Origin of the sequence: Corynebacterium sp. HMSC065H09 (assembly GCF_001812845.1) — a bacterium.
GTDB classification, from domain to species: Bacteria; Actinomycetota; Actinomycetes; order Mycobacteriales; family Mycobacteriaceae; genus Corynebacterium; species Corynebacterium jeikeium_D.
The window spans coordinates 305,530-317,498 of sequence record NZ_KV810585.1 but is presented as its reverse complement, the minus strand read 5'-3'; the positions used below and the strand labels follow the sequence as shown (position 1 = coordinate 317,498).

Annotated in this window: 10 protein-coding genes; 6 read left to right on the top strand and 4 right to left on the bottom strand. The window is 56.3% G+C overall.

The genetic code is table 11. The features are described from left to right. Positions 1-704: 704 nt before the first annotated feature. The 5 genes from lexA to HMPREF2878_RS05300 all read left to right on the top strand — a co-directional run bounded on the left by lexA (position 705) and on the right by HMPREF2878_RS05300 (position 5,855). Positions 705-1,406 carry a transcriptional repressor LexA gene (gene lexA, locus HMPREF2878_RS05320; RefSeq protein WP_016422629.1) on the top strand — a complete coding sequence of 234 codons (702 nt, stop codon included), beginning with the start codon at positions 705-707 and terminating at the stop codon, positions 1,404-1,406. Between the two features lie 93 nt (positions 1,407-1,499). Further along, positions 1,500-2,279: a DeoR/GlpR family DNA-binding transcription regulator gene (locus HMPREF2878_RS05315; protein WP_016422628.1), complete on the top strand. Its 780-nt coding sequence runs from the start codon at positions 1,500-1,502 to the stop codon at positions 2,277-2,279. Beyond that, positions 2,276-3,247, top strand: coding sequence for a 1-phosphofructokinase family hexose kinase (locus HMPREF2878_RS05310; RefSeq protein ID WP_069358732.1), 972 nt, complete (start codon positions 2,276-2,278; stop codon positions 3,245-3,247). Before HMPREF2878_RS05315 ends, HMPREF2878_RS05310 begins: the two co-directional genes overlap by 4 nt. 35 nt (positions 3,248-3,282) lie before the next feature. Next, the gene (locus HMPREF2878_RS05305) at positions 3,283-5,442 is read left to right on the top strand and encodes a PTS fructose transporter subunit IIABC (RefSeq protein ID WP_070652954.1); all 2,160 of its coding nucleotides are present in this window, start codon (positions 3,283-3,285) and stop codon (positions 5,440-5,442) included. A 140-nt stretch (positions 5,443-5,582) separates the two neighbouring features. Next, complete coding sequence (locus HMPREF2878_RS05300) at positions 5,583-5,855, top strand: HPr family phosphocarrier protein (RefSeq protein WP_016422625.1); 273 nt, start codon at positions 5,583-5,585, stop codon at positions 5,853-5,855. A gap of 91 nt (positions 5,856-5,946) precedes the next feature. Here the strand turns inward: HMPREF2878_RS05300 and HMPREF2878_RS05295 are convergent, their stop codons facing one another. Together HMPREF2878_RS05295 and hflX are read right to left on the bottom strand one after the other, a co-directional pair. Then, positions 5,947-7,290: a uracil-xanthine permease family protein gene (locus tag HMPREF2878_RS05295; RefSeq protein ID WP_224433128.1), complete on the bottom strand. Its 1,344-nt coding sequence runs from the start codon at positions 7,288-7,290 to the stop codon at positions 5,947-5,949. Between the two features lie 116 nt (positions 7,291-7,406). Beyond that, positions 7,407-9,014, bottom strand: coding sequence for a GTPase HflX (hflX, locus tag HMPREF2878_RS05290; protein WP_070652953.1), 1,608 nt, complete (start codon positions 9,012-9,014; stop codon positions 7,407-7,409). Between the two features lie 222 nt (positions 9,015-9,236). Here hflX and HMPREF2878_RS11625 point away from each other — a divergent pair, with 222 nt between their 5' ends. Continuing rightward, complete coding sequence (locus tag HMPREF2878_RS11625) at positions 9,237-9,359, top strand: hypothetical protein (RefSeq protein WP_308813173.1); 123 nt, start codon at positions 9,237-9,239, stop codon at positions 9,357-9,359. Positions 9,360-9,509: 150 nt separating this feature from the next. Here the strand turns inward: HMPREF2878_RS11625 and feoB are convergent, their stop codons facing one another. Further along, positions 9,510-11,495: a ferrous iron transport protein B gene (gene feoB / locus HMPREF2878_RS05285; protein ID WP_070652952.1), complete on the bottom strand. Its 1,986-nt coding sequence runs from the start codon at positions 11,493-11,495 to the stop codon at positions 9,510-9,512. Between the two features lie 44 nt (positions 11,496-11,539). Continuing rightward, entirely contained in the window at positions 11,540-11,797 is a 258-nt protein-coding gene (locus tag HMPREF2878_RS05280) for a FeoA family protein (protein ID WP_083310822.1), read from the bottom strand. Between the last annotated feature and the right edge of the window lie 172 nt (positions 11,798-11,969).

Here is an 11,969-nt window from a genome sequence, read left to right as displayed (position 1 = left end):
CCATACCGCCATCAAACGAGTCAGGTTAGTGCCTGCGGATACATCACTACGATTGGACTGCTGCGCCCTGCTAACTGATAGAGACGGACGCCCGTAGTTGACCGAGACATGACTGGGCCGCGACCTGTCCCTTCGCATTCGCGCCGATGACACCCCGTTGCGATTGCGCTGTGCACTACGTGCACGCTGACCGGGCCGAACGATGTGCTGTGTGCAAGACGCACTACGTTCACCCCACACCAACGGGGCTTTCCGTGTCGTCCGAGCAGAGCGCTCAGAAACTTGAGAAAAGTCAATATCAGATGTGCTGCTAACACCTAGTGCGGTTGAAACCGTAGACATCATGTTTTCTCCCTTTCCAACGTTGACTCTCCCACCGTTGCCGGCCTGGAGAGAATAAGAGTTGTACGACCGTTTCCCGACGCTGTGGAGACTATGTCCAAGGGCGGATGCGGAGAATCCGTCTAGACCTTTTCATCAAACGACTGTTCGAGTAACTTGTCATGTTCGATTTATAGCACCATGTTCGAACATTGTCTACTGTTATCCGGATTTATTTTCGATTTTCGACATCGGCACCGCCTCCGAACACGCATAATGGACATCTTTTCCAAAGAATTCAAGGACGCACAGTGTTCGATGCTCGACGATTCGAACAGTTTTGAGTTATGATTCATTCGAAAGAGTTTGAGAAGGGATGTTCCATGGCTCAAAAGAAGAAAGCGAACCCTAAAACACTCACCGATCGGCAGCGTCGGATTCTTGACGTCATTTCGGATGCCGTCGTACTTCGCGGATACCCACCGAGCATTCGAGAAATTGGGGATGCTGTGGGCTTGAACTCCACCTCGTCGGTGGCATACCAACTCAAGGAGTTGGAGAAGAAGGGCTTTCTCCGCCGCGACCCACACAAACCCCGCGCGGTAAACGTAAGGGATTCGAAGTCCTCCGCTGGCACTTTCACTCCGGTAAAGCCTGGGCCAAAGGCTACTGGCACCACCCAAACTCCCGAGATGCCAGAGGACATGCCAGAGCCAATCTTCGTTCCTATCGTTGGACAGATTGCGGCTGGCAACCCTATTTTGGCGGAGCAGCATGTGGAAAGTCACATGGCACTTCCGATGGAGATTACGGGCTCTGGTCAGCTATACCTACTCAAGGTCGTGGGTGATTCCATGGTTGACGCGGGCATTCTCGACGGAGACTGGGTGGTAGTCCGTTCCCAAGACGTGGTCGAACAGGGGGACTTTGTTGCAGCCCTGTTTGAAGATGAAGCAACAGTCAAGGAATGGCACGAAGACGCTGCTGGCAAGTGGCTCATGCCCCATAATCGCGCATTTGACCCACTCCCTGCGGAGCACGCCAAGATCCTCGGCAAGATCGTCAGCGTCCTACGCAGCCTCTAATTTCCCACATTTTCGTTGCCCGAAACAGACATAAACGGGCATACTGGGAACAGATAGTAAAGCTGAGATTTCTTAACAGCTAAGGAGCGGGGAATGTACGCAGAGGAACGCCGCCGGAAGATTGCGTCTTTGACAGCAGTCGAAGGGCGCGTGACGGTCGCTGATCTTGCGGAGGCCTTCGATGTCACAGCAGAGACAATTCGTCGTGATCTAGCTCAGTTGGATGCAGAGGGCGCAGTTCACCGCGTACACGGTGGCGCTGTGGCTACTCGTTCTTTTCAGACTGTTGAGTTTTCAGTTGCCGCTCGAAAGAACGCGCAAAAGGACGCGAAGCTCTCTATTGCCCGCTGTGCTGCGGATTTTCTGCCTGACTCTGGTGGTGGAATTTTTCTCGATGCTGGAACTACCACCGAGGCTCTTGCAGAGCTGATGGTCCACTCCCCTGATAACCGCCGTTGGTCGGTTGTCACAAACTCTCTTCCCAACGCCATCACACTCGCAGGATCGAACCGCATTGAGCTTCAACTCCTTGGCGGCCAAGTTCGCGTCATTACTCAGGCGGTTGCTGGCGATACGGCACTCCGCACTCTCGCGGTTATGCGTGCCGATGTCGCTTTCATTGGTTCTAATGCCTTGACAATTGACCACGGTCTTTCTACTGCTGATCCGCAGGAAGCAGCGGTAAAGCGCGCGATGATCACGAATGCGCGCAAGGTCATCGTTATGGCGGACTCGACGAAACTTGGCCGCGACTTCCTCGTCAGCTTTGCAGCATTGGAAGATATCGACGTCGTGATTACAGATTCCTCTGCCCCGGAACAGTTCGTCAACGATCTCAGGGAGCAAGGTGTCGAGGTCGTGGTTGCTTCATGATCCTGACCTTGACTGTAAATCCGTCAATCGATCGACTTGCTCGACTCGATACGGAGCTCAAGCGAGGTGGCGTGTTCCGCCTACCAATGGCTGAGGACATGGCTGGTGGCAAGGGAATTAATGTGTCCAAGGCGTTGCACTACGCCGGAGAAAAGACGCTCGCGCTCTACCCGGCATCGGACTCTGGAAAATTCACGCGTCTGTTGGAAGTCTCTGGCATACCCCATGAAGCCATCAACACGACTAACGAAGCCCGCGTTAATCTCACGCTCGCAGAGCCAGATGGGACGACCACCAAGCTCAATTCTCCTGGCATGACATTGACGAAAGCGCACCGTAGGCGTGTCCTGGAGAAGCTTATCCACCATGCTAAACGCGCCACGTGGGTAGTTTTCGCAGGTTCGCTGCCCCCTGGTGTCCCCAGGGATTTTTACGTTCAATGCACCGAGGCGGTGTATTCGGTCAACCCGAATATTCGTGTTGCTATGGATACGAGCGACGGCCCACTGACTGAGGTCGTTCGCGCATTTCCAAAGGTGCGACCTTTCTTGATGAAGCCGAACGCCTACGAACTTGGTCAAATCATTAATCAGGACGGCGAAGAACTTGAGGCCGCTGCAGCCGAAGGGAACTATCTTCCCGTAGCGCAGGCTGCTCGTGCGCTGAACGAGCTTGGCGTATCCGAAGTCCTGGCCACTCTCGGCGAAGCAGGAGCGGTGCTTTCAGTGAAGTCAGGCGGTTGTTTCGCTGCTACCTCCCCCTCGATAGTCGCTCAGTCGACGGTCGGTGCTGGAGACTGTGCTTTGGCCGGCTACGTTATGTCCCGCGAACGCGGTGATAGCTACCAAGATGCACTAACCACCGCCGTAGCTTATGGGGCGGCTGCAACCAGTCTTCCCGGTACGACCATCCCCTATCCAGAACAGGTTCACCCCGAGGCCGGCCGGTTATGGCAGCTCGACGCTTAGCTTTTCGATGCCTAGATAAGGAGCATTAGAAAACCATGTCTTCTTCGGCAGATTTTTCCGCTATTGCATTAGACCTAGCCGATGAGTCGACAGTGTTCCTTGACCTAGATATCGGTCCGCAAAAGGAGAAGATCCTTACCTACCTGATCGCTAAAGCTGTAGAGACCGGCCGCGCCACTGACAGCAACGGCATCGTCGCAGCAGCCCTCGAACGCGAAGAGAAGTCCCCGACAGGTCTGCCGGGCGGGATAGCGATCCCCCACTGCCGCCATGAGGACTGGTCGAAGCCGACCCTGATGTTTGCCCGCTTAACCAGCGTTACGGAATTTACCACACCAGACGGGCCAGCGGACCTGCTCTTTTTCATCGGTGTCCCATCTACTAACAGCGATGTCCACGTCGACATTCTGGCCGCACTCGCAAAGGCACTTCGCGATAAGGGGTTTCGCGCAGCTCTTCGCGGTGCTGAAAGCGATGAAGAGGCCGCCCGAATCATTAGCGAGCACATCACCAAAGCGCCTCGTCGGAAAGCGAAAAAACCTCCGACGAAGACCAATATCGTCGCCATCACAGCCTGCCCCACGGGCATCGCTCACACTTATTTGGCAGCCGAAGCGCTCACGGGCGCGGCTGAGAGCATGGCTGATGTAACGCTAACTGTAGAGACGCAGGGCTCGGCAGGAACCCAGGAAGCCCCCGCAGAGGCAATTGACCGAGCCGACGTGCTAGTAATCGCAGCCGATATTGGGGTTACGGGGCTTAAGCGCTTCAGCGATAAACCACAGATCAAAGTGCCAATTCGTAAGGCAGTCAATGAACCTACTGCGGTTATTGAACAAGCGAAGGCAAAAGCAGAACAATCACGGGCTCGCGCCTACGACCGAAAGGCGCCGCAACCTAAGGATGACCACGACAAGGAGGCCGGTTCGCAAACCGCTACTACAGGCGCAGACCCTTCATCTGAGAGGGTACAAGCAACTACGAAGGTGGAGGCACATAAATCATCGTTAGGCGGTGACAAAGCCTTCGGACACTGGGTTCGTGATGCCATTATGACCGGTGTCAGCTATATGGTGCCGTTCGTGGCCGCATCGGGGTTGTTGATTGCGCTGGGATTCCTCGTCGGCGGTCATCAGGTTGGTGTAGTAGCTGACGCCGTGACTAGGGATTTGCGGCTGCCGGAGATTATCGGACTCGATGCCCCGATTGCTGTGCCGACAAAAGATCTCGGCACCGTGCTAATCGATCGTAGTGGGCTGTGGCTGTATCTCGGCTCCGCGCTTTTTGCCATTGGCAACCACGGCATGCAGGTCATTGTGGCTGTAATGAGTGCTTATATCGCCTTTGGCATGGCTGGCAGAGCCGGCATTGCACCAGGCTTTATTGGCGGTGCCATCGCGGTCACGGTTGGCGCCGGCTTCCTTGGGGGCCTGGTGACAGGCATCCTGGCGGGACTAGTTGTAGCCCTACTGTTGAGGATGAAAGTCCCGGACTGGCTGCGACCGCTGATGCCGGTTGTCGTGATTCCTATGCTCGGCGCTATGTCCGTTGGGCTCACCATGTACCTGCTGCTCGGGATGCCGCTGGCGTGGCTGATGACGGCTCTGCAGCAGTGGCTGCAATCACTGGATACGACGGCGGCGTTCCTGTTCGGTGGTCTTCTCGGCGCAATGATGTGCGTGGATATGGGCGGAATGATCAACAAGGCTGCCTATCTTTTTGCCGTCGCAAACATCGCCTCAGCAGATCCCGCATCATGGAAGGTCATGGCCGCTGTGATGGCGGCGGGCATGGTACCTCCATTGGCTACATCTCTGGCAGTTGTGCTCCGACCAAAGCTGTTCAGTTCGGCGGAGCGTCAAAACGGCAAAGCGGGCTGGGTGCTCGGTGCGGCCTTCATTTCAGAGGGAGTAATTCCCTTCGCCGCCGCAGATCCGCTACGTGTGATTCCGTCGATTGTGATTGGCGGTGCCGTCACCGGTGGCACCTCAATGGCTTTGGGTGCGGCCACACGTGTTCCGCACGGAGGTATTTTTGTGTTGTTTGCAATCGACAACCCTGTCGCATGGCTTACTGCAATCGTCTTGGGCAGCATAGTGGCAGCAATTCTCGTTGTGGCAGCTAAAAGCCTGTGGCCGCGGCAAGTCAGCACCGATAATCAAAACCTAGAAGCAGACGTTTCAGCGGAAGCGTAGTTTTTACCGCACCGGCTGGTTTATCCCAACGAGCATTTCTACGATTTTCAGCAAACATTCCCCAACCCATCCGGGCAACCTATTAAGCTCAGAAATGGCATCGAGGAAATCGAGAAGCAGAAAGGCAGGATGCCGCCCGCATGGTTACTCAACATGTCCACGTCGGCTCCAAGGTGGGTATTCATGCCCGCCCTGCAACGGTCATCGCTGAGCGTGCCTCCCGTTTTCAGGAAGAAATTCTGGTCGAGCTCCTTGACTCAGACGAGCCCGACAACGAACCGGCCGATGCTTCATCCTCGTTGATGCTCATGGCACTCGGTGCCGAATTCGGCGATGAAGTCACTGTGACCAGTAGCAACGCGGTTGCGGTAGAGAAAATCGCCGAACTCATCGCCCAAGATCTGAGCGATTAAAAGCAATCAGCTTAACGACGAAACATCGTGGCAACGGTCACGTGGTTCCGTCGTTAAGCATTCGTGCGAGATTCTGCCCTGGACGGGTGGCCTACGAGCGGTTCTCACCGATGCGGTTGTAGAGCCAGTTCAAAATTGGATAGCCGATAATAATGCCGACCGAACCCCAAGCAATGCCCTCCAGCGTCAGCGAACCAATGTCGAGGGTGAGGTTACCGATACCCGCGATCAGCGCGGTGGCGGCAGCGGTGAGATTAACCGGGTTGTTGAAGTCGACCTTTTCGTCCATCCAGATGCGCACACCGAGCAAACCGATCAGGCCGTAGAGCACCATCGTTGCCCCACCGAGCACGCCGGTAGGAATGGTCAAGATGAGTGCGCCGAACTTTGGAATGAAAGCCAGTGCAATGGCGGTGAAAGCTGCCACCCAGTAAGCTGCGGTCGAATAGACACGGGTAGCGGCCATAACACCGATATTTTCAGCGTAGGTAGTGGTACCAGAACCACCAGCTGAACCGGCGATGGTGGTGGCTAGACCGTCTGCAATAAGAGCATCGCCAGCGATGTCATCGAGGTTTCGGCCGGTCATGGCAGCAACAGCCTTGACGTGACCGACATTCTCTGCGATGAGTACTACGATGACGGGCAGACCAATCAGCATCGCATTGAAGTGGAACTCCGGCGCGTGGAATGCGGGCAGACCAATCCAGGCGGCATTGCCGACAGTTTCTGTAGCCTCGGGCGAGAGATTTCCAGTGGCAGCGGCGAAGACCCAGCCGATTAGTACGCCGATAAGGACACCCAGACGGCTGACCATACCGCGGCCAGCGACGGTTGCGAAGACAATGGATGCCATCGTGACAAATGCGACCAACGGCTGAGTGGCGAAGTTCTCCGTGGCGGCAGGCGCCAGGTTAAGTCCGATGAGAGCGACGATGGCACCGGTTACTGCAGGTGGCATCACTGCATCGAGGACACGCTTGCCGGCGAACTTTACAACGCAGCCAACGAGCATGAGCGCGATGCCGGCGCAGAGCACGACACCGAGCTGAACACCAATACCCTGCGCCTGTGTCGCGGTCAGTGGTGCGATGAAGGCAAACGACGAGCCCAGGTAAGAGGGCAAGCGGTTTCGGGTGATTAGCAGGAAGACAATCGTGCCGATACCCGAGAACAGCAGTGTGGTATTGACTGGGAAACCAGTCAACAGCGGCACCAGAAGAGTTGCACCAAACATGGCAATGACGTGCTGTGCGCCAATGCCAATTGTACGAGGCCAATCGAGGCGTTCGTTGGGAGCCACCACGGCTCCCGGTGCAATCTTTCGACCGTCACCGTGAATATCCCAACCGAAAAGACGGCCACGTTCGGCGTTTTCAGCAGGCGGATTTGCGGAGGTTCCCTGTTGGGTCTCCGCGTCAGAAGTAGAATTCATGGTTGTAATGCTAGTGGATGCCCACCGCAGATCACGCCACGGATACCGCATTAAACCCAGGACTGCCGGAGCTCTTTGTCGCTCTCCCTATTCCAACTCCGCTCTCCCTATTCCGACTAGGCGTCGTTGCTACTATCCTCATTCGCATCCGCCGTGAAGTGAGGATCCGCTGCAGGTTCGATGCGGTATGCCGACAGTTCATCCGCGAGGCTAGTGGGCAAACGCACATCCATCTGGGTGCCTTGCTCTGTCCATGTCTCCGACAGCACGGTCGCATCTTCGTGGAGCATGGAGACAATATTGCCCTTGTCATAGGGGATCAACATGTGGACGTGAGACTCCAGCTCATTGAGTGCAAGCTCGAGTCGGGTCTCCAGTTCACCGATCCCCTCACCCGTTCGCGCAGAGACAAAGACCGCATCATCGAGCTGGTGACGCAGTTGCGCCAGAGTGATGCCATCGGCCTTGTCCACCTTGTTGACTACCAACAGCTCGGGCGGAATCTCGGCCTTTTCTTCCTCCGCGATTTCGTTGATGACTTTGTTGACAGCCTTAATCTGCTCCAGCGGGAATGGGTCAGAGGAGTCTACGACGTGCATGATGACGTCGGCTTCGAGCACCTCTTCCAAGGTCGAGCGAAAAGCTTCAATGAGCTGCGTCGGCAAGTGGCGAACAAATCCGACCGTATCGGTCATAATCACCGTGCGACCGTCGCGAAGCTTGGTGCGACGAGTCGTCGGATCCAGCGTCGCAAACAGCGCGTCTTCCACCAGCACACCAGCGCCTGTCAGTGCGTTGAGCAACGAAGATTTACCCGCGTTGGTGTAGCCGACAATTGCCACGCGCGGCAGGTGTCCAGCCTTACGACGTGCGCGCTTGATCTCACGCGCAGTCTTCATGCCAGCTAATTCCTTGCGGATTCGCGCCATATCTTGGCGTAGGCGCTGACGATCGGTTTCGATCTTAGTTTCACCCGGACCACGCAGACCCACGCCGCCGTTGGAGCCCGCGCGACCACCAGCCTGACGCGATAGGTTGCCGCCCCAGCCGCGCAGACGCGTGTACAGGTACTGCATTTGTGCCAGCGAGACCTGCGCCTTGCCCTCCTTGGACTTCGCGTGCTGAGCAAAGATATCCAGAATCAGCATGGTGCGGTCAATAACCTTGGCGTCAAGGCGATCCTCCAGCGCCACCAACTGGCCGGGAGACAGCTCACCGTCGCAAATAACTGTATCTGCGCCGGTGGAGGCGACAATATCGCGAAGCTCGTTGAGCTTGCCGGATCCCACGTAAGTACCAGGGTCCGGCTTATCACGACGCTGCAGCACCATCTCTAAAACTTCCGAACCTGCAGTCTCTGCCAGTGCGGCGAGCTCCTCCATCGCCACTTCGGCTTCCTGAAGGGTCCCGGATGTCCAGACACCGAGCAACACAACGCGCTCCAGTCGGAGCTGACGGTACTCGACCATCACCTCTTCGGATTCAGTATGTGCTACTGACCTGGTCAGCCGGCGCAGTGAGGAACGCGCCTCCAAATCCAAATCACCGACGGTAGGTTCCCTTTGCGTGCCGACGTTCGTTGCGAACGCATCCCCGGAGGCACTATCGGCGTTCTCGCCAGCATCATTAGCGTCGATGAAAAAATCGTCCATCTCGTGCGAGGTGCGAGCTTGCTGCGACGTTTCGTCGCTGACCTCATCAAAGTTGTTGGAAAAATTCGTCATACTAGCTGCTATTGTCGCATGACAAGCCAAATTCTCCGCATTGTGCACGGAGAATACCGAGCCGAAGCTCAAGACTTAGGCTGCAGAAGGTGGCCTGCGTGTCAGAACCAGCGCGACCGGACCACTGTTAGAACTACCACCAGTACACGTACCGCTGTCGGACATCCCGCAGTTGGAACAACCTCCGCCTGGGCACATGCCACCGAGGGATTCCCGTCGCAATTGGCCGGTGTGTTCCATGCGGTCAAGGATGAGGTCTACCGTTGCTCGCTGGAGGCCGGTGATTTCGCAGATTTTGCGTCGGGAGCTAATGCCCTGCGCGATTGCATCCTGAACGGCTTCTGAAGGCCGACGAGTAACCGTCGTATTCTTCCTGGCTCTAAAGAGTCCCACGGCGATAGCTCCTTTCCGTATCGCGATTCTTGTTGGATCTGATTTCTAGTTCGCAAGTGTGCCCTAGTAGCTTTGCCGAAGCTACTAGGAATCAACGAGGCTTTACAGGAACAGCTTTAACCCTTGGAAAACAATCACGGCCAGTGCCCATGCAACGACCAGCTGCGCTAGCAAACCGAAGCCCGTCCACTTCAAGCCGATCTCGCGGCGTTGTGCCGCGAGCGTAGCCACGCACGGTGTGTAAGCCAGCAGGAAGATCATGTAGGCCCAGACTGCTGCCAATCCATGTCCATCGGATGCATTGTCAAAGTCACGTCGAATATTCTCCGCGAGCGGGCTGGAGGCCTGTTCGCTCGAATCGGAATCGGTGACGTCCTCCACTGCATAGGTCTGTGCCCAGGTAGAAATGACGGCTTCCTTGGCCACAAAGCCCGTCACCAACGGACCTGTCAGAGACCATGTACCGAAACCTGCCGGGTTAAACACAGGAGCAATAGTTTCGCTGACTGCACCGTATGCGGAGTCCTGCGGTGCCAGGTTTTCATCGGCAAAGGAGTGCCCGGAGACAACCGGGATAGACATCAAAAGCCATACGACGATGACGGTGCTGACGATGATTCCACTAGCGGTCTGCAGGAAGCCCTTCAGACGCATCCACATCACCGATAGTGCCAGCCGTGCGGTCGGTAGCTGGTAGGTTGGCAGGTCAATGACCAGCGGTTCCGACGGCATGGTGCGCCACAGGGTCTTACGCAGTGCAAGGCCGGTCAGAACGATCAGCAGAATCGAGATCACGTACATAGCGAAAACGACTGTGCCCGCGTGTTCCGGGAAGAACACCGCACCCAACATGACATACACGGTTAGGCGCGCCGAGCAGGAGGTAAACGGAACCAGTAATGCCGTCAAAATGCGGTGGCGCGGATTACTCAGCACACGTGTCGCCGAAATCGCTGGCACATTACACCCGAAGCCGACGATGAGCGGAATAAATGCCTTACCCGGAAGACCAATTGCTCGCATGACACGGTCAGCCACCACGGCTGCACGCGCCATATACCCTGAATCCTCGAGTACTGCGAGACACAGGAACATGAGTGCCATCAGCGGAACGAAGGTCAGCACCATGCCGACACCACCGATGATGCCGTTTACAAGCAGTCCGGTGACAATCGGATGGTCCCATCCCACCGCTTCTAATCCACGGGTAACCAAATCTGCGAAATTACCGGTAATAAGGGTTTCCAAACCGTCCTGCAACGGTGCTGCTACCGTCGTCGTGATTTGGAAGACTGCCCACATAACTGCCAGGAACACAATCGGTCCGAGCACCGGGTGAAGAACCACGTTATCAATGCGGTCGGAGAAAGTCTGGCGATCTTCCACCCCGCCCGTAGATGCCGCAACCGCCGCATCAATCGCGGCAAAGCGTGCGTCGTCCAGGCGTTCAATCGATTCACCATCGACCTGGCGAATCGGTGACGACACCGAACTACATCCGTCCAGAGCCGCTGCTACCGCGTCGGCCAACCGCGCCATTCCCGCTTTACGACGGGGATCCAGCGCCACCACCGGCATCCCCATAGCTGACTGCAATGCGTCCGGATTCACATCGATGCCCTTGGCCTTGGCAACATCTAGTTTGGTCAGAGCCAGAACGATGCGCTGGGGCTGTTCCGCCAATTCCGCGGCCATGTAGAGGCCACGGCCCAGTGCCGTGGCGTCGACAACGACAACGACGAGATCCGGGCGTTCTTCTTCCGGTTTCTCGATGAGCATCTCGCGAGTGAGCTCTTCGTCCGGACTCATGGCATCCAGCGAGTAGGCACCCGGGAAATCGATGACATCGTACTCAGCGGCATCGGTCTTCCACGCGCCGCGGCTGACCTCTACGGTCGTACCAGGCCAATTGCCCATCTGCGCTTTCGCACCAGTCAAACTATTGAACAGTGTTGACTTACCGGAGTTCGGTGCGCCGACCACTGCGACAACAGGTGCACCATCCTTTGCTGGCGCTCCGCCACTGCAAGCATGACAGCTGGGCGTGGATGCGAATTTTCGCGTTGAGGAATCCGTAGGTGTTGTCATTGTTAACTTTCAGGAGGGAGGTGAGAAAAAGAGATGTAGGGAACCTAACCCGCGACGGACATCTTGTGCAGCGTGCTGGCATCGATGGCGTAGCGCGTTGCGCCAGCATGGACGATTCGCCCACCGCCGCTGGTGCTCCGTCCCACAGTGACACTCATTCCAGGGCGAAGCCCCAGTTGCGAAAGCCTGCGGCACAGGCGCTCATCCACATGCGACGCTCCCAGAGTGACGGTTACCCCCACCGGGACGTCGGCAAGCGACTGAATGTCATCCGACTGTTTTCGAGACCGCAATCCGAGCATGAGAAACCTCGCTTATATAGATAAGAATTAAGCTAAGCAAATCGTGTTTACAGAGATGAGCTTACTCTTAGGCATGCCTAAATGGAATAAACCCGGCACACCTAAGGAAAGTTATTTATGCCACACTTAACCTTTACCTATTTAGCGTGGCAGAATTGTTAGTCCCATCCGA